Annotated in this window: 19 protein-coding genes; 13 read left to right on the top strand and 6 right to left on the bottom strand. The window is 54.4% G+C overall.

Features of this window, described 5'->3' with window-relative positions:
- Positions 1–343: 343 nt before the first annotated feature.
- Positions 344–1,480 carry an N-acetylglucosamine-6-phosphate deacetylase gene (nagA, locus tag I2E77_RS01785; RefSeq protein WP_191395600.1) on the top strand — a complete coding sequence of 379 codons (1,137 nt, stop codon included), beginning with the start codon at positions 344–346 and terminating at the stop codon, positions 1,478–1,480.
- Between the two features lie 163 nt (positions 1,481–1,643).
- On the opposite strand, the gene I2E77_RS01780 is transcribed toward nagA, so the two are convergent.
- The 3 genes from I2E77_RS01780 to serC all read right to left on the bottom strand — a co-directional run bounded on the left by I2E77_RS01780 (position 1,644) and on the right by serC (position 4,295).
- Entirely contained in the window at positions 1,644–1,871 is a 228-nt protein-coding gene (locus I2E77_RS01780) for a helix-turn-helix domain-containing protein (protein ID WP_087230566.1), read from the bottom strand.
- 107 nt (positions 1,872–1,978) lie between these two features.
- Complete coding sequence (locus tag I2E77_RS01775; protein WP_087230569.1) at positions 1,979–3,142, bottom strand: 3-phosphoglycerate dehydrogenase family protein; 1,164 nt, start codon at positions 3,140–3,142, stop codon at positions 1,979–1,981.
- A 67-nt stretch (positions 3,143–3,209) separates the two neighbouring features.
- Complete coding sequence (gene serC / locus I2E77_RS01770; RefSeq protein ID WP_195450505.1) at positions 3,210–4,295, bottom strand: 3-phosphoserine/phosphohydroxythreonine transaminase; 1,086 nt, start codon at positions 4,293–4,295, stop codon at positions 3,210–3,212.
- 364 nt (positions 4,296–4,659) lie between these two features.
- On the opposite strand from serC, the gene I2E77_RS01765 reads away from it, so the two are divergent.
- The 9 genes from I2E77_RS01765 (at position 4,660) to I2E77_RS01725 (ending at position 13,413) form a co-directional block, all read left to right on the top strand.
- The gene (locus I2E77_RS01765; RefSeq protein ID WP_191362935.1) at positions 4,660–4,971 is read left to right on the top strand and encodes a hypothetical protein; all 312 of its coding nucleotides are present in this window, start codon (positions 4,660–4,662) and stop codon (positions 4,969–4,971) included.
- 42 nt (positions 4,972–5,013) lie between these two features.
- On the top strand, positions 5,014–7,026 hold the full coding sequence (locus tag I2E77_RS01760) for a V-type ATP synthase subunit I (RefSeq protein ID WP_087230580.1): 2,013 nt from the start codon (positions 5,014–5,016) through the stop codon (positions 7,024–7,026).
- 2 nt (positions 7,027–7,028) lie between these two features.
- On the top strand, positions 7,029–7,511 hold the full coding sequence (locus I2E77_RS01755; RefSeq protein ID WP_087230583.1) for a V-type ATP synthase subunit K: 483 nt from the start codon (positions 7,029–7,031) through the stop codon (positions 7,509–7,511).
- Positions 7,512–7,554: 43 nt separating this feature from the next.
- The gene (locus I2E77_RS01750) at positions 7,555–8,157 is read left to right on the top strand and encodes a V-type ATP synthase subunit E (RefSeq protein ID WP_195450504.1); all 603 of its coding nucleotides are present in this window, start codon (positions 7,555–7,557) and stop codon (positions 8,155–8,157) included.
- Positions 8,154–9,131: a V0D/AC39 family V-type ATPase subunit gene (locus I2E77_RS01745; RefSeq protein ID WP_442858912.1), complete on the top strand. Its 978-nt coding sequence runs from the start codon at positions 8,154–8,156 to the stop codon at positions 9,129–9,131. Before I2E77_RS01750 ends, I2E77_RS01745 begins: the two co-directional genes overlap by 4 nt.
- Before the next feature lie 11 nt (positions 9,132–9,142).
- Positions 9,143–9,460, top strand: coding sequence for a V-type ATP synthase subunit F (locus I2E77_RS01740; RefSeq protein WP_191362938.1), 318 nt, complete (start codon positions 9,143–9,145; stop codon positions 9,458–9,460).
- A 77-nt stretch (positions 9,461–9,537) separates the two neighbouring features.
- A complete protein-coding gene (locus I2E77_RS01735) occupies positions 9,538–11,307 on the top strand; it encodes a V-type ATP synthase subunit A (RefSeq protein ID WP_195450502.1) in 1,770 nt (589 codons plus the stop codon).
- Positions 11,308–12,705 carry a V-type ATP synthase subunit B gene (locus tag I2E77_RS01730; protein WP_087230596.1) on the top strand — a complete coding sequence of 466 codons (1,398 nt, stop codon included), beginning with the start codon at positions 11,308–11,310 and terminating at the stop codon, positions 12,703–12,705. It begins immediately after the preceding gene.
- A 36-nt stretch (positions 12,706–12,741) separates the two neighbouring features.
- Complete coding sequence (locus tag I2E77_RS01725; protein WP_087230598.1) at positions 12,742–13,413, top strand: V-type ATP synthase subunit D; 672 nt, start codon at positions 12,742–12,744, stop codon at positions 13,411–13,413.
- Positions 13,414–13,938: 525 nt separating this feature from the next.
- On the opposite strand, the gene I2E77_RS01720 is transcribed toward I2E77_RS01725, so the two are convergent.
- The 3 genes from I2E77_RS01720 to I2E77_RS01710 form a co-directional block, all read right to left on the bottom strand.
- Positions 13,939–15,879 carry a fructose-1,6-bisphosphatase gene (locus tag I2E77_RS01720; RefSeq protein ID WP_191396023.1) on the bottom strand — a complete coding sequence of 647 codons (1,941 nt, stop codon included), beginning with the start codon at positions 15,877–15,879 and terminating at the stop codon, positions 13,939–13,941.
- Positions 15,880–15,963: 84 nt separating this feature from the next.
- Positions 15,964–16,767, bottom strand: coding sequence for a TIGR03915 family putative DNA repair protein (locus I2E77_RS01715; RefSeq protein WP_195450501.1), 804 nt, complete (start codon positions 16,765–16,767; stop codon positions 15,964–15,966).
- Between the two features lie 2 nt (positions 16,768–16,769).
- Entirely contained in the window at positions 16,770–18,089 is a 1,320-nt protein-coding gene (locus I2E77_RS01710; RefSeq protein ID WP_195450500.1) for a putative DNA modification/repair radical SAM protein, read from the bottom strand.
- Positions 18,090–18,287: 198 nt separating this feature from the next.
- Here I2E77_RS01710 and I2E77_RS01705 point away from each other — a divergent pair, with 198 nt between their 5' ends.
- The 3 genes from I2E77_RS01705 (at position 18,288) to I2E77_RS01695 (ending at position 20,579) form a co-directional block, all read left to right on the top strand.
- Entirely contained in the window at positions 18,288–18,740 is a 453-nt protein-coding gene (locus I2E77_RS01705) for a C-GCAxxG-C-C family protein (protein WP_087230608.1), read from the top strand.
- Entirely contained in the window at positions 18,728–19,192 is a 465-nt protein-coding gene (locus I2E77_RS01700; RefSeq protein WP_172749535.1) for a helix-turn-helix domain-containing protein, read from the top strand. The genes I2E77_RS01705 and I2E77_RS01700 overlap by 13 nt, the downstream gene beginning before the upstream one ends.
- Positions 19,193–19,724: 532 nt before the next feature.
- On the top strand, positions 19,725–20,579 hold the full coding sequence (locus I2E77_RS01695) for a hypothetical protein (protein ID WP_330608887.1): 855 nt from the start codon (positions 19,725–19,727) through the stop codon (positions 20,577–20,579).
- Positions 20,580–20,968 lie beyond the last annotated feature (389 nt).

Genomic DNA, 20,968 nt, shown 5'->3' with positions numbered 1-20,968 from the left:
AACGCTGAGTCATAAGATATACGAATTGTATAATTTATATATTTTAATACAAATCTAAAATAAAGATATTCATAAAAAGAATTTTATGAAGCTAAAACGTGCATAATTGTGTATTCTTTTGACATTTCCAGTGCGTTGAGTTGTAACTCGAAACTATTTGGGCTATAATGAGTGTAACAAAATAGAATGGGCTTCCAGAAACTAGGCTCAACCTATCTTCCATTGGATAATAAAAAATGGATGGAAATGCTTCAAAACATATGGGCCGTTTTCAAAGGAATCGTTCCTTCATAGGAGACAGATTCCAGCTTGTGGAATGCCCACAAAGATGGGGTGAATTCGCATGATTTTGAAAAATGCAAAGATTATGGACGACACATTTACATTGGTGGATGCTTGCCTGTCAACCGAAGGGGAGCGGATTGCCGACATTGCCCCGGATCTCCATGGGGAGGAAGAAATCGACCTCGCGGGCTGTGTGGTAGTCCCTGGGTTTGTCGATATTCATATCCACGCCTGCGTGGGAGCGGATACCTGTGATGCCTCCACTGCGGGCTTGGCGAAAATGGCAGCGCACTTGGTGACAAAAGGGGTAACCAGTTTTTGCCCGACGACCATGACTGTCTCCCATGAAGAGATTGAGGACGCCTTGGCGACCGTCAAAGCCTGCATGGACGACCGCCCGTTTGGCGCGGCAATTATGGGTGTCAATATGGAAGGTCCGTATATCTCGATCAATAAGAAGGGTGCGCAGAAGGGCGAGTACGTCAAAAATCCCGATTGGGAAGAATTTAAAGGGTTCTATGACGGCTGCGGCGGCATCATCAAGCTGGTGGATATTGCGCCGGAATGCGAAGGGGCCGATGAATTTATTAAAAAGGCTAGTAAGCTTTGCACCGTCTCGATTGCCCATACGGACGCGGATTATGACCAGGCAAAACATGCTTTCAATATCGGTATTACCCACGCGACACACTTGTACAATGCGATGAGCGGGATGACGCACCGCTCTCCTGGCGTGGTTGGCGCAGTGTTTGACGACGAGCGCGTGCGTGCGGAGATCATCTGCGACGGCTTCCATATCAATCCGGCGGTGCTGCGGGTCACTTTCCGTCAGCTCGGCGAGGACCGGAGCGTGATTGTCAGCGACTCCATGCGCGCCGCCGGCGAACCGGACGGCATTTCCGAACTCGGCGGACAGACGGTCTACGTGAAGGACGGGCAGGCCCGCTTGAAAGATGGAACAATCGCTGGTTCCACAACCAACATGCACCAGGAGGTTTGCAATCTGGTGCGGTTTGGCGTGCCGTTCAAGCAGGTGATTAAGAGCGCAACGATCAATCCGGCGCGCGAAATCCATGAAGACGCCGACATCGGCAGCATCAAGGTGGGGAAATTTGCCGACCTCGTGGTGCTGGACAATGATTTGAACATCAAAATGGTGATTGCCCGTGGGAAGATTGCAGTGGACAACCGGTAAATGGGAATTTTTCCGTATGTGAGGAAGATTGGCCCAGGGACGGTTATCGAGAATCCTTCTTGCGCTTTACGTATGGAAATGGATGCATAATTTTAAAGGGTGGGACGGAATCCGTCCCACCCTTTTGCCGCTAATAGTATTACGAAAGAGAACCGAACGATCGTTAAAGAATAGAATCTTCCTTTTCCGCTTCCTCCGGTAGATATTCCGCAATTTCATAGAGCTTGCAATCCAATATCCGGCACAATTTATCCAGCGTATCCGTCGTGACAGTTTGATTGGCCCGCAGCCGGCGGATGGTCCGGCTGTCGATGTCGAAACGGTCCCGCAATGCATAGGTGGACACATGTTTTGCCTTCATGGTCTCCCAAAGCTTGTCAAAAACAATCATCTGCTTCCCTCATATCCAATCGCAGTTTCATATACATGGAATTTAGTAAAACAGCCTGCTGTAAGTTTTTACAGCAGGCTGTCGTTATCCAATCACGTTTTTAAAATTTAGATGACACGGACTCTGATGATATCCTCGGATTCTTCCATCTTCTTGGCCGAATCACTGCTGAAATCTCCCGTTACATCCAAAATGGTGTAAGCATAATCCTTGCGGGATTTGCTCTGCATGTTCTCAATGTTGATGCCTGCATCCGCGAGCTTACCGGCCAACAGGCTGATCGTATTGGGGACATTGCGGTGGATGATGCAAACGCGGGTGAACGCCGGATCGCGCGGCATGGAGACGTTCGGCAAGTTTACCGAGTGCAGGATATTGCCGTTTTCTAGATAATCCTTGAGCTCGTCTGCGGCCATCCGTGCGCAGTTGTCCTCGCTCTCCGGGGTGGAAGCACCCAGATGCGGAACGGCAATTACGCCCTCCGCGCCGAGCATTTCGTCGGTCGGGAAGTCGGTCACATAGGAGGCGACTTTCCCATCTGCCAGCGCCTTGAGAATATCTGCGGAATTGACCAGATCACCGCGCGCGAAATTCAGGATGCGCACGTGATCCTGCATCTTTGCAATGCTCTCTGCATTGATCATTTCCTTTGTATCCGGGGTAAGCGGCACATGCAGGGTGATATAATCGCAGTTCGCATAGATTTCATCCAGTGTCTGAGCGTGCTTGGTCGAGCGGGAGAGGCCCCACGCCGCGTCAACGCTCAGATACGGGTCGTATCCATAGACTTCCATGCCCAGGCTCTTGGCGGCATTGGCCACCAGAATGCCGATGGCGCCCAAGCCGATGACGCCAAGGCGTTTGCCGCTGATTTCCGGGCCAACAAACTGGCTCTTGCCCTTTTCGACCAGCTTTCCGACTTCTGCACCCTTGCCCTTCAAGCCCTTTGCCCATTCGATGCCGGGGACGATTTTGCGGGAGGCAAGCAGCAGGCCTGCGATGACAAGCTCCTTCACCGCATTGGCGTTGGCGCCCGGCGTGTTGAAGACACAAATACCCGCTTCGCTGCATTTATCCAACGGGATATTGTTGACGCCTGCACCTGCACGGGCGATGGCCAACAGGCTGCTGGGCAGCTCCATTTCATGCATGGAAGCGGAACGGACCAGAATTGCCTCCGGGTTTTCTACGTCTTCGCCGCAGGTGTAGTTCGCCCCAAAGCGCGCCAGACCAACGGGGGAGATCTTATTCAAGCATTTTACATTGTACATGTCTATCACCTGTATCTTTCAAAAGTAAAATATCTTCTTAAAAGCCATACTATGTTGGGAGGGAACCTTATGCGTTCTCCTCTTCAAACTTCTTCATGAATTCGACGAGCTTCTCCACGCCCTCGATCGGCATTGCGTTGTAGATCGAAGCGCGCATTCCGCCCACCGAACGATGGCCCTTCAGGTTCACAAAGCCCGCAGCTTCCGCTTCCTTAACAAACTTTGCGTTCAGTTCGTCGCTGCCTGTGACAAACGGGACGTTCATCAGGGAGCGGTCCTTCGGGACAACCGTGCCACGGAACATCTTCGAGTTGTCGAGATAGCCGTACAGGATGCCGGCTTTCTTTTCGTTCAGCTTCTTCATTTCCTCCAGGCCGCCGATGGTGTTTTTGATCCAATCGAGCACCAACATGCTGATGTAGATCGAATAGCACGGCGGTGTATTGAACATGGAGCCGTTGTCCACATGCGTCTGATAGTTGAACATGGTGGGCGTGATGTCCATCGCATGGCCAATTAGATCTTCACGGATGATGACGACCGTCAGGCCGGCCGGTCCCATATTCTTCTGTGCGCCCGCATACAACACGCCGAACTTGCTCACGTCGATGGGTTCGCTCAGGATGCAGGAGGAAATGTCCGCCACCAGCGGCACATCGCCGGTTTCCGGCAGCTTGGTGAATTTGGTGCCGTAAATGGTGTTGTTCATGCAAATGTGAAAATAATCCGCATCCTTTGTGAAAGTGGCGGGGTCGAGCTCCGGAATGTAGCAGAAGGTCTGATCCTTGGAAGAGGCCACAACATTGGCTTCGCCATAACGCGCGGCTTCTTTATAGGCCTTGGTAGCCCACTGGCCGGTGAGGACAAAGTCCGCTTTGCCGCTCTTGGTCATCAGGTTCATCGGGACCATTGCAAACTGGGAGGAAGCTCCACCCTGCAAAAACAAAACTTTATAGTTGTCCGGAATATTCATGACTTCGCGGAGCAGACTTTCGGCAGAACCGATAATACCCTCGTAGACCTTAGAACGATGGGACATTTCCATAACGGATTGGCCGCTGCCCTGGTAGTCCAGCATTTCGTCCGCAGCACGGCGGAGAACAGCTTCGGGCAGCATCGAGGGGCCCGCGGAAAAGTTATAAACGCGTTTCATAGTGGTGCAACCTCCTAGTAAATTACTGCTTCAAATGAGCAGACTATAATACTATTAATTATACCGATTTAGTGCGATGAAATCAATGGAGCGAAATTCATAAATTTATTGACGAAACAAAGAAAATTTCGTCTGATTTTGGGAAGTGATAAAACGGGAAATGTGGTAACCTTTTGACAAAAAATCAAAAAAGCGAGAAAAATTGATTGAATCATACAAAAATTAAATAACATGATAAAAACAATCATATATATCGTTGCACTTTCCACCATTTTCATGTACAATAAATATAATTTTTAAATTCATGAGGCGTCTATCCAAAGGCGATACGGCCAATAAAAAGAACGGGAGGTGATAGGAACCAATGGCACAGCAGACAATCGACGCCGTCCGCGAGGCGGAACGGAAAGCGGATCAGGCCGAACGCGACGCTGCCCAGCAGGCAGAGGAAATCCTCTGGAAAGCCCATGCGGACGCCGAACGGACAACGGCGCAAATTACGTCCGAGGCGGACAAGTTGGCACAGGATTCCTTGGAAGCGGCCCGCGCGCAAGGAGAACGCTATGCGGCAAAGGCTGCCCAGGAAGCGGAACAGGAGATTGCAGCACTGCGTGCGCTTGCACAGAAAAGGGAAAAAGAAGCAATTGCCTGCGTGATTGCGGAGCTTGTCGGTTAACGGGGGAGCCCCAAACCGGCATAGAAAGGAGGAATGGAATTTATGGCGGTATTGCAGATGCAGCGCATCAGCATATACGCTCTCAGAAAAGACCGAAAACCCATCTTGGAATGGATTCAACGGCGCGGTGCGGTGGAAATCAACGACGCATTGGAAGAGGACAATGTATTCCAACGGATGGATGTGTCCACCCAAAAGGCACAGATTGAAAAAAATATCGCGGCATCCAAACAGGCGTTGGAGATTCTCAACCGGTACGCGCCGGAGAAAAAGTCCTTGTTTGCCGTCTTGGAGGGGCGGACCGAAATCCCTGTAGAACAGGCCAACGCCTTTGGCGGCAAAAGCGACGATGTGCTCCGTGTGGCACACCGGCTGAATGAACGTTCGAAGGACATCGCAGATTGTCGGGGGTTGATTCAAAAGCTCCAGACGCAGATGGAGGCGCTGAAGCCCTGGATGAATCTGGATATTTCCATGCGTACAAAGGGGACAAAGAGCACCACGGCGTTTGTCGGATCGTTCCCAGCGGGCTATACGGCCGGAGATTTGGAGGAGCAGATTGCGCTTCTTGCTCCAAAGGTCCCTGTTTATGCGGAGGTCATCAGCACTTCCCAGGAACAAACCTGCACATTTCTATTGTGCGGCCGCGCCGATGCTCAGGTGCTGGAAGAAGCCCTTCGCACTTTGGGGTTTGCACGGCCCTCCTCCCCAACCAAAACACCGCCGGCAGAGCGCATGCGGGTTTTGCAGGAGCGGATGGAGGAGCAGGAGCAGATCATCCAAGAGGCGGAACAGGAGATCACAGGCTACGCGTCACAGCGGGACGACCTCAAATTCCTGGTGGACTACCTGACGATGCGCAGTGAGAAGTACGATGTGATCGGGCGGCTGATGCAATCGCGGCGCACCTTTGTCTTGACCGGCTACATTCCCCAGCAGGACGCCGGAAAACTCACACAGGAGCTGGAAGGGCGGTTTGGCGCGGTGGTAGAGTTGGAAGCGCCTGCCCAAGAGGACGATGTGCCGGTGCTTCTCAAGAACAACAAATTTTCCGAGCCGGTGGAGGGCGTTTTGGAGTCGTTCAGCCTTCCGGGGAAAACGGAGGTGGATCCCACCTCCATTATGGCGATCTTCTACTATATTCTATTCGGCATGATGCTTTCCGACGCCGCATATGGGCTGATTATGGTGATCGGCTGCGGCTTGGCACTGCTCAAGTTTAAAAACATGGAACCCAGCATGAACAAATCACTGCGGATGTTCTTTTTCTGCGGCATTTCGACTACGTTCTGGGGATTCCTGTTCGGCAGTTTCTTTGGGGACGCCGTAGCGGTGATTTCCCGCACCTTTTTCGAGCACGAGGTCGTGCTTGGGCCGCTCTGGTTTGAGCCGATCAAAGAACCCATGCGGATGCTGATCTTTGCCCTTTTGGTGGGCGTCATCCACCTGTTCGCAGGGTTGGCCATGAAGTTTTACCAGCTTTGGCGGCTGAAATGCTATAAGGATATCCTGTATGACGTTATCTTCTGGTATATGCTGGTGGGGGGCGCAATTGTGTTTATGCTTTCCAGCCAGACTTTTGTGGATATTGCGCAGCTCAGCTTTATCCTTCCCGCACAGGCGGGCACTGCCGCGGCGGTTGTCGCGGGGATCGGCGCCATCGGCATTGTCCTGACGTCGGGGCGCGAGTCGCGCAATCCGGCCAAGCGCCTACTCAAGGGGCTCTACGGCCTTTACAACGTCACGGGGTATTTGAGCGACATCCTGTCGTATTCCCGCCTGTTGGCCCTGGGGCTCGCAACGGGCGTGATCGCGACGGTGATCAACCAGATGGGCAGCATGGGAGGCGGCGGAATCGGCGGCGCGATCATGTTTATTCTGGTGTTCATTGTCGGACATACCATCAATTTGGGAATCAATTTGCTAGGGGCTTATGTGCATACGAACCGCCTCCAATTTGTGGAATTTTTCGGAAAGTTTTATGAGGGCGGCGGCCGCAAATTTGCGCCGTTTGGCATTCACACAAAATATTACAAAATTAGGGAGGAAAAATAATCATGGATAACATCGGTGTTGTACTTGCTTTGCTGGGAGCTGTTCTAGCGGCGCTGTTGGCGGGCGCTGGTTCCGCGGTGGGCGTTGGCCGCGCAGGTGAGGCGGCCGCGGGCGTTGTGACGGAGGACCCATCCAAATTCGGTAAAGTCCTGATTTTGCAGCTGCTCCCCGGCACACAGGGCATCTATGGCCTGTTGATCGCATTCATCACCCTTTCGCAGATCGGCATTCTCGGCGGGGATTCCAATATTTCGCTGGCAAAAGGCATCTTGTATTTTCTGGCCTGCATGCCGATGGCCATCATCGGCTATTGGTCCGCATTAAAGCAGAGCCGTGCATCCATCGCCTGCATTGGCTTGATTGCAAAGCGTCCCGACCAGCTCGGAAAGGCCATCATTTTCCCGGCGATGGTGGAGACCTATGCGATTCTGGCGCTGTTGGTTTCCATTCTGGCTGTCACGGGCATTGCTGGATTGCCGGTATGATCCGCTCCAATCCCCACATTGATACGGAAAAGGAGCGCTGCGCATGACTGGATTGGAACAAATCATCAGACAGATTGAAGACGATGCGGCGGCCTCTGCGGTCTCCATTCGTCAAAAGGCGGAGGAGGAAGCGGCGCAAATCGCACAGGAGGCCCGCTCGCGCGGGGAAGCGCGCGCGCAGGAGATTGCCAATCAGACAAAAGAACAAGCAAAAAGTATCCAAAGCCGTGCGGAATCGGCCGCGGCCCTACAGAAGCGGCAGAGCGTTCTCGCTGCGAAACAGGCGATCATCCACGAACTGCTGGAAAAGAGCCGCCAGACCATGGAAACCCTTCCAGCGGCAGAGTATTTCGCCAATCTTCTAAAATTGATCCGCCGGTACGCGTTGCCGCAGGAGGGGGAGATCCTCTTTTCCCAGAGGGATCTGGACCGCCTGCCCAGCGGGTTTGAACAGGAACTGGCGCAGGCCCTGCCGGCCGGCGGGAGCCTGAAGGTTTCCCGTGAACCGAGGAAGATCGACGGGGGCTTCGTGTTGGCCTATGGCGGCGTGGAGCAGAATTGTTCCTTTGCCGCGCTGTTTGACGCGGCAAAGGACCGCTTGCAGGACAAACTGCACGCGCTGCTCTTTGCAGGAGGGCAGGCATGATGGCGGAAAAGTATTACGCATATGCGGTAGCCCGTATCCGCACGAAGGAGCTCGGCCTGTTGAAGGGCGCGTTCCTGGAGCAGTTGCTGGCGGCCAAAAGCTATGAAGAATGCATCCAGCTTTTGTCCGAAAAGGGCTGGGGAGACGGGACCAGCATGGATGCCGAGCAGATTCTCAGGGGCGAGGAGGAAAAGACCTGGGCGCTGCTGGAGGATCTGGTGGACGACCTTTCGGCCTTTGACGTCTTTCTCTATGCAAACGATTATCACAATCTGAAGGCTGCCATCAAACTGGTATATCTGGATATGGAGCGGCCCGAGGCATTTTTCTCCCACGGGACCGTGGAACCGGAGACGATGCTGCAAGCCATCCGGGAACAGGATGTTTCCTTGCTTCCCGAGGCGATGCGCGCCCCGGCGAAGGAGGCGTTTGACCTGCTCCTACACACGCGGGACGGCCAGCTCTGCGATGTTGTGATCGACCGCGCGGCGCTGGATGCGATCTATGCGGCGGGAAAAGCGGCGGACCACCCGGTGATCCGGGACTATGCCGAAATGACCGTGGCAGCGGCGGATATCAAGATTGCGGTCCGTGCGCAGAAGACGGGGAAGCCCCTGGACTTTCTACAGCGCGCATTGGCTCCATGCGATTCGCTCGATGTGGAGCAGCTAGCGAAAGCGGCTGTTGAGGGCCAGGACGCCATCTACAGCTATCTGCAAAAGACCGCTTATGCGGACGCAGTGCCCGCGTTGCAGGAATCGCCCTCTGCGTTTGAGCGTTGGTGCGACAACCGCATCATCCGCGAGATCCGTCCGCAGCAGTACAACCCGTTCACGGTCGGCCCGTTGGCTGCGTTTCTCCTGGCGAGGGAGAACGAGGTGAAGACGGTTCGGATCATCCTCTCCGGAAAATGGAACCATCTGCGGGAGGAAGCGGTCCGCGAGCGGATGCGGGAAATGTACCGCAATGTTTAGGGAGGGACGCCATGTATAAGATTGCAGTGATGGGGGACCGCGACAGCATCTATGGCTTTGCCGCTCTGGGGCTGGACACATATCCTGTAACCGACCCGGTTGAGGCCGCCCGGCGGCTGCGCGGCCTTGCGGAGCAGGAATATGCCGTCATCTATATCACCGAGGCGTTGGCGGATACCCTGGAAGCGGAGATCGACCGTTACCGCGAGCAGATGCTGCCGGCGGTGATTTTAATCCCAGGCGCGTCCGGCAACACCGGAAAGGGCGTCGCCGCGGTCAAGAAGAGCGTAGAACAAGCGGTCGGCTCCGACATTATCTTCAATAACTAATTTTTGGAATCGGATAGGTTTCCGGCATTCTGGGAAAGCGCTGCGGCGCTTTTCCGCAGAAAGGAACGGTCAGAATCATGAGCAAAGGAACCATAAAAAAGGTTGCCGGCCCGCTGGTCATCGCCGAGGGGATGCGCGACGCAAATATGTTTGACGTGGTGCGCGTCAGCAGCCAACGTCTCATCGGGGAGATCATCGAGATGCACGGCGACCAGGCTTCCGTCCAGGTCTACGAGGAGACCTCCGGGCTTGGCCCGGGCGAACCGGTGGAATCCACCGGCGCGCCGCTCTCCGTGGAGTTGGGCCCCGGCCTGATCGGGAGCATCTTCGACGGGATTCAGCGTCCGCTGGAGGAGATCATGAAGGTGTCCGGCAACAACCTTCAACGCGGCGTGGAGATTCCCGCGCTGGATCACAAAAAGAAATGGCATTTTACGCCGCTCAAAAAGGCGGGGGATTCCGTCACAGGCGGCGACATCATCGGCACGGTGCAGGAGACGCCGATTGTCGTCCATAAGATTTTGGTGCCGCATGGATTGATGGGCACCATTCGCTCGATCAAAGAAGGCGATTACAACATTGACGAAACCGTTGCAGTGGTGGATACGCCGAACGGGTCCAGCCAGGACCTGACCCTGCTGCAAAGATGGCCGGTGCGCGTCGGAAGGCCATATAAACAGAAATTGTCCCCGGATATGCCGCTTGTCACCGGTCAGCGCGTCATCGATACGCTGTTCCCGATTGCAAAGGGCGGCGTGGCGGCGGTCCCCGGTCCGTTCGGCAGCGGCAAGACCGTCGTGCAGCATCAGCTGGCGAAGTGGGCGGAGGCAGACATCGTGGTCTATATCGGCTGCGGCGAACGCGGCAACGAGATGACGGATGTTTTGAACGAGTTCCCGGAGTTGAAGGACCCGAAGACAGGGTTCTCCCTGATGGAACGCACCGTCCTGATCGCCAACACCTCTGATATGCCGGTTGCGGCGCGTGAAGCGTCCATCTACACCGGCATTACGATCGCAGAGTATTTCCGCGATATGGGCTATTCCGTCGCGCTGATGGCGGATTCCACCTCGCGTTGGGCGGAGGCATTGCGTGAGATGTCCGGCCGCCTGGAGGAGATGCCCGGCGAAGAGGGTTACCCGGCTTATTTGGGCAGCCGCCTGGCGCAGTTTTATGAGCGCGCGGGCCGCGTGGTGACCATCGGCAGCGAGGGGCGCGAGGGCGCGCTCTCCGTCATCGGGGCGGTTTCCCCACCGGGCGGCGATATTTCCGAGCCGGTTTCCCAGGCGACGCTGCGCATTGTCAAGGTGTTCTGGAGCCTGGACTCCGACCTCGCCTATAAGCGCCATTTCCCGGCGGTCAACTGGCTGACCAGTTATTCGCTCTATGTGGATACGATGGAGAAATGGTTTAACGAGCATGTGGACGCCCATTGGATGGATTTGCGCGCGCGGTTGATGCGCCTCCTGCAGGAGGAAGCCGAGTTGAACGAGATCGTCCAGCTGGTCGGCATGGACGCCCTGTCCGCGCCGGACCGCCTGAAGCTGGAGGCTTCCCGCTCTATCCGCGAGGACTTCCTGCATCAGGATGCCTTCCACGAGGTGGACACGTACACGCCGCTGCAAAAGCAGTTTACCATGATGCAGTTGGTGTTGGACTATTATGACAAAGCGGTGGAGGCCCTGGATCAGGGGGCGTCCATCGAAGATTTGGTAAAGCTGCCTGTGCGTGAGCAGATCGGCCGCTTCAAGTATGTGCAGGAGAAGGATATACAGGCCGAATATGAGGCCGTTTTGAAAGCGCTCTCCAAACAGATCGACGAGCTTTTGCAAAAGGAGGACTTCTAAATGCCAAAGGAATACCGGACCATACAGGAAGTTGCGGGTCCTCTGATGCTGGTGCGCGGCGTGGAAGGCGTGACCTATAACGAGCTGGGGGAGATCGAGCTGTTCAGCGGGGAAAAGCGCCGCTGCAAGGTGCTGGAGATCGACGGGGGAAACGCGCTGGTTCAGCTGTTTGAGAGCTCCACCGGCATCAACCTGAGCAACAGCAAGGTGCGCTTTTTGGGGCGCAGCATGGAACTGGGCGTCTCCGAGGACATGCTCAGCCGTGTCTTTGACGGCCTGGGCCGCCCGATCGACGGAGGGCCGGAGATCCTTCCGGAAAAGCGCCTGGATATCAACGGCCTGCCCATGAACCCCGCGGCGCGCAACTATCCCCAGGAGTTTATCCAGACGGGAATTTCCGCCATCGACGGTTTGAATACGCTGGTGCGCGGTCAAAAGCTCCCGATTTTTTCCGCCAGCGGCCTGCCGCACGCGAATTTGGCAGCGCAGATTGCGCGCCAGGCCAAGGTGCGCGGCACCGACGAGCCGTTTGCGGTCGTGTTTGCCGCTATGGGCATCACATTTGAGGAATCCAATTTCTTTATCCAGAGCTTCCAGGAGACCGGCGCCATCGACCGTACCGTGATGTTTGTCAACTTGGCGAACGATCCGGCAGTCGAACGCATCGCCACCCCCCGCATGGCGCTGACGGCTGCGGAGTATCTTGCGTTCGAAAAAAATATGCACGTGCTGGTCATCCTGACCGATATTACGAACTATGCCGACGCTTTGCGCGAGGTTTCCGCTGCGCGCAAAGAGGTGCCCGGCCGCCGTGGATATCCGGGCTATATGTATACGGATCTCGCGTCCCTGTACGAGCGCGCCGGACGGCAAAAGGGCAAGAGCGGCAGCATCACCATGATCCCCATTTTGACCATGCCCGAGGACGACAAAACCCACCCGATCCCCGACCTGACGGGCTATATCACAGAGGGGCAGATCATCCTGAGCCGTGAACTGTACCGCAAGGGCGTGACACCGCCGATCGACGTGCTGCCCTCCCTGTCCCGTTTGAAGGATAAGGGCATCGGCGAGGGCAAAACCCGCGCCGACCACGCCAACACGATGAACCAGCTCTTCGCCGCCTATGCGCGCGGCAAGGAGGCCAAGGAGCTGATGACCGTTTTGGGCGAAGCAGCCTTGACAGATATGGATAAGCTGTATGCGCAATTTGCAGAGGAATTCGAGCGGAAGTACGTCTCCCAGGGGTACAATACAAACCGCGACATTGAGGAAACCCTGGAGATCGGCTGGAAATTGCTCTCCATTTTGCCGCGCAGCGAATTGAAGCGTATCAAAGACGCCTTCCTCGATGAATATTACGACAAAGCAAAGGAGCAGCGTGAGCGGGAGGCATAATCCGCCGCGCAGCCGGACAGAAAGGGGGAGACATCTTTGGCGGCAACCCATGTAAACCCGACGCGGATGGAGCTGACGCGCCTGAAAAAGAAGCTGGTCACAGCCACGCGGGGCCACAAGCTCCTAAAGGATAAGCGCGACGAGTTGATGCGCCAGTTCCTGGATCTGGTGCGGGAGAACAAGGCCCTGCGCGAGAAGGTGGAGGCGGGCATCGCCGCCGCCAACCAGAATTTTGTGTTGGCGCGGGCGGGGATGCAGGCCCCGGTGCTCGATGTGGCGCTGATGACGCCGAAGCAGGAGGTCTTTTTGGAGTGCAATGCCCGCAATGTGATGAGCGTGGAAGTCCCGGTGTTTACCTATCAGACCCGGACTTCCGACGCAAACGACATCTATTCCTATGGCTTTGCCTTTACATCCAGCGATTTGGATGCAGCGGTGAAGTCCTTGGCGGACATTTTGCCCGACATGCTGCGCTTGGCAGAGGTTGAGAAATCGTGCCAGTTGATGGCGGCGGAAATTGAAAAGACTCGCCGGCGTGTCAACGCGCTGGAGCATGTGATGATCCCGCAGATGCAGGCGAATATCAAGTATATCACCATGAAGCTCGATGAAAACGAGCGCAGCACACAGATTCGCCTGATGAAGGTCAAGGATATGATGTTGGAACAGGCGCATCATTACAGCGAGCATGTGCCCGAACCAGCTTGATGAAAATGCGATAATAAGGAAAAAGCGGATGCAATACGAACCCGTATTGCATCCACTTTTGTGGAATTGACATAGGCCGGAAAAAGGGCTATAATACAAATGTAAGGTGCTACCGCAAGACGGTTGCCCCTAAGTTGGACTAAGAATTAGCCGCTAACTTTGCTAGGGTTGGGCGGCTATTTCTTTTTGCTGTGAGAAGCGACAGTCCAAACAAACGTCGCAACGCCAAGAAGCACCATACAGAACTGAAAGAGCTCTGAATATGTAATCATGGCCTCACCCCCTCGCGTTTGGAGGGGAAAAGAAACAAATTCCCCCTCCGGGAATGGAGGGGCAACCGCCCAGCGTCTTGGTAACACCCTACAAAAAGAAGAATAGCAAAATTTTTCGCAAAATACAACAAAAACCGCACCCCATTGGGGCGCGGTTTTCTCATGACCAAAAGAGGACGCCCAATGCGCAAAAGCCCGGGCGTCCTCTTTATTCACCTGTGCATGCAATCAAAGGCCCTCACAAAGAACCGCCTTATTTCTCCTTGATCTCGCCGTTCCGGTACGCTTTCAGCAGTTCGGTGAGCTCTTCGATCTGTTGGGCGACCTGCTTGCCGTTGTCCGTATCGCCAACGGTCAGGCGGCGGGGCATAATCTCCACAATCTGCATCGTGGGGGCGTTTTTGGAAAAATCCTGTTTGGCAAGCTCATACGGCTTGTGCTGCGCCAGCGCCAGATGGTGGGAATTGTAGATCAACGTATAGCCGCCTATGCCGGTCTGCTTCTGATAGGCTTTGGAAATGCCGCCGTCGATGATAAACAGCAGGCCGCCGGCTTTGATGGGGCTTTCCCCCTGCCGGATCTTTACCGGCACGTGGCCGTTTACAATGTGGGAATGCGCTGGGTCCAGGCCAAATTCCCGCAGGATTTTCTCGCAAGTTTCGCGCTGTTCGATCAGATTGTAATAGGGGTTGCGCGCCTCGGTGTGCGTCTCCGGCTCCAAAATAAAATACCGTTCAAATGCGGCCATTTTGCTTTTGCCAAACAGCGGGGATTTGGGCCCGCACCAGAGATACCAGAGGAAGTCGCTCGCATTGCGCTGCTCTTCCGACCCGGGCGCTGCGAAATATGCGCGGCGCACCTGCGTGTCGATATAGTCCAGGTACTCCTTGCCGGAAAGGGTTTTATCCCCGATGGAGACCGTATCAAATTCCCCATCTTCCGTCATCAAAATGCAGCCGTGATACAGCAGATTGGAGTTCACACATTTGTACATGCTGCCATGCGAATAGAGGAACCGGATATGCTTGCGCAATTTCTCGCTGTGTGAGAACGAGAGGGCCAGGGTGTGGATCAGTTCTTCCTCTGCGGGCGTAAGCTCTAAAGGATGCTCTGGCGAAACCGTGGGGAAGAGACGGTCGGTCAACGGGTAGGTGGTTTCCCCGATGGTGACCGTGCCATTCTGGAAATCAATTTTATCCAGCAAAACCCGATCTTCCATCTGGTACTCCGGATGCCGGGCGATCAATTGTCCCTCCAGCTTGAATTGGATGATGGCAATGGCCTTGTGCATCTTTGCCGCCAGCGGGATATCCACCGGGTCGTAGGTGTTTTCGTCCAGAATGTGCGGGGTGAAGATGGTGCAGGGGTCGTCCTGATAGACTTCCGCTGCAAACATGGACAGCGCGCGCAGGTTGATGCCATAGCCGTCCTCCAATAGGTCGAAATTGTTGTAGCTGATGCCGAGCCGGACCACATTCGCAACCAGCGCCAGATTGCCTGTGGCCGCGCCCATCCAGGAAACGTCGTGGTTGCCCCATTCGATGTCCACATCGTGAAAGCCCATCAGTTCGTCCATCACCAGATCGGCATGCGGTCCGCGGTCGAAGATATCGCCGATGATATGGAGCATGTCGATGCTGCATTGGCGGATCAGGCGGCTGATGGTGATGATGAATTTTTCCGCCATGCCCGTGCGGGTGATGGAGTGGATGATCTCACCGTAATATTGCTCTTTGGTGTCCTCCGTGTCCGCATGGAGCAATTCGTCGATGACATAGGCGAAGGTTTCCGGCATCTTTTTGCGGACCTTGGAGCGGGTGTATTTGGAGGCAACCGTTTTGCATACCTGTACCAGGCGGTAAATGGTGATTTCACACCATTCGCAGTAGGAATCGTCCCCTGTATCCTTTTGGGAGAGCACCTGCTCCGGGGCGTATACCAGATTGGCGAGCTCTTCCCGCTCGCGCAGGCTCACCGATTTTTGGAACAGCCATTCGATTTTATCCCGGGTGATGCCGGAGGCGCTGTTTAACAGATAGCCAAACGCTTCGGATTCGCCGTGCAGGTCGCTGAAAAAATACTCTGTCCCCTTGGGCAGGCAGAGGATTGCATTCAAATTGATGATTTCAGAAGCAGCAGCGTCGGCATTGGGGTATTCCCGTGCCAACAGGCGCAGATAATGCGGATCGGTCATAAACATCCACCTTTCCGGTCTTTTTTCTCATGCTACCACAGGCTGGAAGCCGGTGCAAGCCCTTTCCCGATGGATTGGGAAAAATTAACAGAGGCGCTCCCTGTTCGTGGAGGAGAAGAGGGCATCCGCCCGCGGTTTGCCGTTGGGAAGGGCGGGCTCCAGGAATTCGGTCATATTTTCCCAATAGCGTTTGGGCATATGCGTCATGCGGCATTTGGGGTTGTACCGCCCTTCAATCCCAATGGTATGGTAAAACTGTTTCCAAAGGGCGCGGAATTGCCGTTCCGTTTCATCCGGCTCTTCCAACGAAAAATGTTCCATGGGGAGGATCGCATCCTGGCCCGGGCGGTGGACCAGCGCCATGTGATGGGTCTTGTCATAGATCAAGAAGGTTTCCGCGTTGAAACGGCTGCTGAAATGCTCCAGGATTAAAGGAAGTACGCGGTTTTTCGGGGTGATGATGGCGGCCAGCGTGCCGTTTTGTTCGGAAAAGCGGAGAAACCCGGTTAATAGATGGGCTTCATGGCCAGCGGAAAAGGCCGCCTTGCGCAGTGTGCTGACCGTATCGTCGGCAAGCCAGCTCGTGACCTGCGCGCCATGCTGGTATCCCATGCGGATAAAGCGGTAGAGCAGCCGTTCCCGTTCCGGCAGGCAGGTGAGGAAACCGGTTTCCACCAACTCGCGGGCTTCCGGGGAGATTTTGCGGGAGAGGGATGTGTAGACGCGCTCCGCACGGTCGGGGTCGGTTTCAATCCATTTTTCCGGGTATAAGGACACCTGTGCTTCTTCCTCGGGCAGAATTTGCACAGGGACCTCCCGCCTGATATAGCTTTCAAAAACACAGCAAAGAAAGCCGTCGAAGCTTCCGTCGTAGCGATAGGCAACCATGGTCAGGCCTCCTTTTGGGCAAGTTCCGGAAAGGCAACCGGCGCTTGTGGTTCTGTCGTGGGGGATGGGGTGAAAAAGGAGAGCTGTTCCGGGACATCCTGTGCCGCAAGTTTCTGTTTTTCCTCGGAGATCAGGGCGCGCAGGACGCTCTCTGGGGTAAAGCGCAATCCCTCCCGCATCTTTCCGGAACAGGTGATGAAATACTGCGCGCGCTTTAAGACCACGCCGATTTTTTTCAGGCCGTCGAAGTCGAGGGAACGGCAGCGACGCGCCGCCCGGATACGCTGGGCGCTGCGCACGCCGATCCCTGGAACGCGCAATAGCATCTCATACGGGGCGGTATTGATTTCCACCGGGAACTGTTCCATATGGTTGACCGCCCAACCGCATTTGGGGTCCACCAGGGGGTGGAAGTTTGGATGATGGATGTCCAAAAGCTCGTCGGCGGTGAAGCCGTAGAAGCGGAGCAGCCAATCCGCCTGGTAGAGCCGGTGTTCCCGTAGAAGCGGCGGTTTTGTCCCCTTGGGGGGCAGTAGGGCATTTTCCGAGACCGGCATATAAGCGGAGTAAAAAACACGCCGCAGGCCATACTTCCTATAAAGCCCCTCGGTCAGGCGGAGGATATTCCAGTCAGTGTCCGGGGTGGCGCCGATAATCATCTGTGTGCTCTGGCCGGCAGGGGCGAATTTCGGCGTACTGCGGTACCGTATCAAGTCGTGGCGTGTCTCCTGGATTTTGCCTGCGATCAGGCCCATCGGCTGTAGGATGGAACGCTTCGATTTGTCCGGCGCAAGCAGCTTGAGACTGCGCTCGGAGGGCAGTTCGATATTCACGCTCATACGGTCCGCGAGCATCCCGAGAAGCGTCAGGAGCCGGTTGTCCGCACCGGGGATGGCTTTGGCATGGATATACCCCCGGAATCCGTATTCCTCCCGCAGGAGGCGCAGGGTTTGGATCAACAGCTCGCAGGTGTAGTCGGGGTTTTTGATGACGGCAGAGCTTAAAAATAACCCTTCGATATAATTGCGCCGGTAAAACCCAATGGTCAGGTCGGCCAGTTCGCGCGGGGTAAACGTTGCCCGGGGCGTATCGTTGGACCGGCGGTTTATACAATATTGGCAATCATATATGCAAGCGTTGGTCATCAGCACCTTCAATAAGGAGATGCACCGCCCGTCAGATGCAAAGCTGTGGCAGATGCCCATTTTCACAGCACTGCCCAGTTTTCCTTTTTTCCCGCCGCGGTCGATCCCGCTGGAGGTACAGGCCACGTCATATTTGGCGGCGTCGGTCAGGATGGTCAGTTTTTCAATGGTTGTCATAGAAAACCCTTCTTATAAACATATGTTCGATACAAACAGTATAAGGAACTTTTCTGCCAAAGTCAAGCGGAAATTGCAACCATTGCCGATTTGCGTTATAATTTTAGAAACAGACCGATTGGACAGGTTCTGTTTTGCAAAACTCCATGGATGGTTTTGATCGGATTCCTGTCCAAACATTCGGAAGGAGAAATCAAGATGGGCGATAAGGCAGAGAGGGCAAAGGCCCTCTTTCTGGAAGGATACAATTGCACACAGGCGGTGGTCGGCGCTTTTGCGGAAGAGATCGGCATGGATTTTGACACCGCCGTCCGCTTGGCCTCCGGCTTTGGCGGGGGTATGGGACGCTTGCGGCAGGTATGCGGCACAGTCTCGGGCATGGTGTTTGTCGCAAGTGCGAAACTTGGCTACACGGACCCAAAGGCCAAAGTGGAAAAGAAAGAGCTCTATCAGGAGATTCAACGGCTGGCGGAGTGCTTCCGCAAGGAAAACGGCTCGATTGTGTGTGCGGAATTATTGGCAGGGGTCAAGGACGCAGACAATTCCCCGGTTCCAAGCGAACGGACAGCGGAATACTATAAAAAGCGCCCATGCCCGGAGTTGGCAGCATGTGCGGCGCGGATTTTGGAGGACTGCGAATGGATACGGTGACGCTCTATCGGATCAATTGTTACCATGCCCCGCGCGAGGAGTTGATCGGAGAGAGTTTTTCTCTGGTGCCCTGGGATGAAGACGACGCCACCATGAAGGGCGAGGACGACGGGGGAAAAGATTATGAATTGCCAAAGGGCTATGAATTGAGTGCAGAGGACGGCGTGCCGGTGATCTTGAATCCGGATGGGCGGCCCTGTAGTTTGCAGGGGCATAACGGGTGCCCGCTGCTGATCGACGAGGCCAAAAAGCTTGCGATCCTGGTGGAGCGCGATAAGAAGATTCTACGCCAGAGGGAACTTGCCCATCTGACCCGCGCACAACTGGCGGAGCGGTTAGAGGTTTCACAAGCGTTGCTGTATCAATGGGAGCACTGTGAAGTGGAGCCGGATGTCCGCACGCTGAAGCGCATCGCGGATATTTTGCAATGCGAGATCTTGGAATTGATCTAAACCGAGGCTACGTGGAAATTCATAACGACAACGAAACATAAAAGGAAGCTGCGGAGGATGTTCCTTCGCAGCTTCCTTTTATGTTTTTTTAATAAATTCTGTATGGCAAACCGGGCAGGTAATCTGAATTTTCCCTTTTCCACGCGGAACGCGCAGCGTGTTTTTGCAGTTCGGGCATTTGTAATACCGGTGGGTCTTGGAATCCTTAATCCGGGCCTTTTTCCTCTGAAACCAGCTTTTGATTGGATTCCAGAACGCTAAAAATTTGAGGTTTTCCTGGTAGCGTCTTGCTGTGTTGCGAGAAAGCATACGGAATAGGCACAAAATTAAAACGGCCAGCGCAAACAGGCGGAAAATCCATAGGCCAGTAAGAGGGGCAAAGAAAATGAGAATCAGATAAACAATCAGTAAAGCAACCCCCAACTGATCCGGGCCGTACCGCCCTATCATAAACCTTCTCAACCAATCCAAATTGTGAACCTTCTCTCTTGTGGAAATTCTGTATCCATTAGTCTAAACGTTTCACAGGACGATTTCAATACGAATTTGTAAACAATATAATGCGATCGTAAACCTGCAGCCCATCTCCGAGAAAGATCAGCTGAGCATGGTCATCGCAGAGGCGAAGGAAGTCCTGGATAACCTGGATGAATACAGCAATGTTCAGGAAGAAAAGGACGCTTTGCAGGATGCGTATGACACAGCAGTTGCTGTTTACGAGAACGAAGAGGCAACGCAGGACGAGGTAGCAGAAGCAACGTTGAATCTGAACGCAGCTTTGGCAGTGATGCGCCGCGTACCGAGCAGAGATGCCCTGGCAGAGCTCGTGAATGAAATGAGCAACAAGGATCTGAGCAAGTATACCTCCGCTTCTGCTGCAGCGTTTAGAACCGCTTTGCAGGAAGCAAATGCGGGATTGGCAAATCCGAACCTCACGGAAGAAAAAGCAAAAGCTTTGATTGAGGGCCTTGAGACTGCGGAAGAGAACCTGAAGACCGTGTCCAAGGGCAGCGGCTCCGGTTCTTCCTCCACCTCTAATAGACGGCCTACAGCCAGCACGTCCGGAGAAGGCACAGCTGTAGCGGTGTCGAATGGGGCTTCTGCTGTTGCGAAGGCAGCATCTGTTGTTTCGGATACTACCATTAACTTCACGATGAAGAGAGGCAGCGCGTACTGCTTCAAGATGACGGTTGTCAATGGCAGCAACCTGACGCCGAGCTTTACCGTTGGCAACGGCAATGTGCTGAAAACCCAGTTCGTGGCGAAGGTTGGCAATGACTACTACTACAGAGTGTATGCCACCGGTACGCCGGGCCAGAGCACGGGCGTTTATACGACCTTGCCGGGCCAGAACGCTGTGAAGCATTGCACCGTAACGGTCGGCTAATTGCTTCCATAGGCGCGAATGACCGTTATGCGTCTGATTGACGAATCAAAAGCAGGGGAAAAGCTTCCTCCCCTGTGAATATTAAGGACCCAGCCCCAGGAACTTCCTGGGACTGGGTCCTTGTTTTTTGCCGCATATCTCCAGATAGCAGCTTTTTCTCCCTGTATGGCTTTCACCTGTACTTGTGGGATCTCCCCCGATATAGGGAAGGCAAAGCGTATAATAAGCGGATTATGTAGCTTTTGCCATTGGCGTATGCCAGCCAGAAAGTCCCCTTTTCCTTTAGCAAAAGTTTTCAGCTTACAGTTTTTCTTGTCAAATTGTGTTGATTCGCTTAAAAAAAGTATCTATAATAAGACAAAGATAGCAAAAGGAACAAAAATCATGCC

This window comes from Anaeromassilibacillus sp. 1001302B_160321_C8, assembly GCF_015554745.1.
Lineage (GTDB): Bacteria > Bacillota > Clostridia > Oscillospirales > Acutalibacteraceae > Anaeromassilibacillus > Anaeromassilibacillus stercoravium.
Note: the sequence above shows the minus strand (reverse complement) of the source record. Positions and strands in the feature narration are given on the sequence as shown.

Excerpts from the sequence above, each read along its gene's own strand:
- I2E77_RS01720 (WP_191396023.1), bottom strand. The coding sequence starts at position 15,879 with ATGACCGATCCGCATTATCTGCGCCTGTTGGCACGGGAATACCCCAAT.
- I2E77_RS01715 (WP_195450501.1), bottom strand. The coding sequence starts at position 16,767 with ATGGTTGCCTATCGCTACGACGGAAGCTTCGACGGCTTTCTTTGCTGT.
- I2E77_RS01740 (WP_191362938.1), top strand. The coding sequence starts at position 9,143 with ATGTATAAGATTGCAGTGATGGGGGACCGCGACAGCATCTATGGCTTT.
- I2E77_RS01705 (WP_087230608.1), top strand. The coding sequence starts at position 18,288 with ATGGGCGATAAGGCAGAGAGGGCAAAGGCCCTCTTTCTGGAAGGATAC.
- I2E77_RS01760 (WP_087230580.1), top strand. The coding sequence starts at position 5,014 with ATGGCGGTATTGCAGATGCAGCGCATCAGCATATACGCTCTCAGAAAA.
- I2E77_RS01750 (WP_195450504.1), top strand. The coding sequence starts at position 7,555 with ATGACTGGATTGGAACAAATCATCAGACAGATTGAAGACGATGCGGCG.
- I2E77_RS01755 (WP_087230583.1), top strand. The coding sequence starts at position 7,029 with ATGGATAACATCGGTGTTGTACTTGCTTTGCTGGGAGCTGTTCTAGCG.
- I2E77_RS01745 (WP_442858912.1), top strand. The coding sequence starts at position 8,154 with ATGATGGCGGAAAAGTATTACGCATATGCGGTAGCCCGTATCCGCACG.
- I2E77_RS01710 (WP_195450500.1), bottom strand. The coding sequence starts at position 18,089 with ATGACAACCATTGAAAAACTGACCATCCTGACCGACGCCGCCAAATAT.
- I2E77_RS01780 (WP_087230566.1), bottom strand. The coding sequence starts at position 1,871 with ATGATTGTTTTTGACAAGCTTTGGGAGACCATGAAGGCAAAACATGTG.
- I2E77_RS01735 (WP_195450502.1), top strand. The coding sequence starts at position 9,538 with ATGAGCAAAGGAACCATAAAAAAGGTTGCCGGCCCGCTGGTCATCGCC.
- I2E77_RS01730 (WP_087230596.1), top strand. The coding sequence starts at position 11,308 with ATGCCAAAGGAATACCGGACCATACAGGAAGTTGCGGGTCCTCTGATG.
- nagA (WP_191395600.1), top strand. The coding sequence starts at position 344 with ATGATTTTGAAAAATGCAAAGATTATGGACGACACATTTACATTGGTG.
- I2E77_RS01775 (WP_087230569.1), bottom strand. The coding sequence starts at position 3,142 with ATGTACAATGTAAAATGCTTGAATAAGATCTCCCCCGTTGGTCTGGCG.
- serC (WP_195450505.1), bottom strand. The coding sequence starts at position 4,295 with ATGAAACGCGTTTATAACTTTTCCGCGGGCCCCTCGATGCTGCCCGAA.
- I2E77_RS01765 (WP_191362935.1), top strand. The coding sequence starts at position 4,660 with ATGGCACAGCAGACAATCGACGCCGTCCGCGAGGCGGAACGGAAAGCG.
- I2E77_RS01700 (WP_172749535.1), top strand. The coding sequence starts at position 18,728 with ATGGATACGGTGACGCTCTATCGGATCAATTGTTACCATGCCCCGCGC.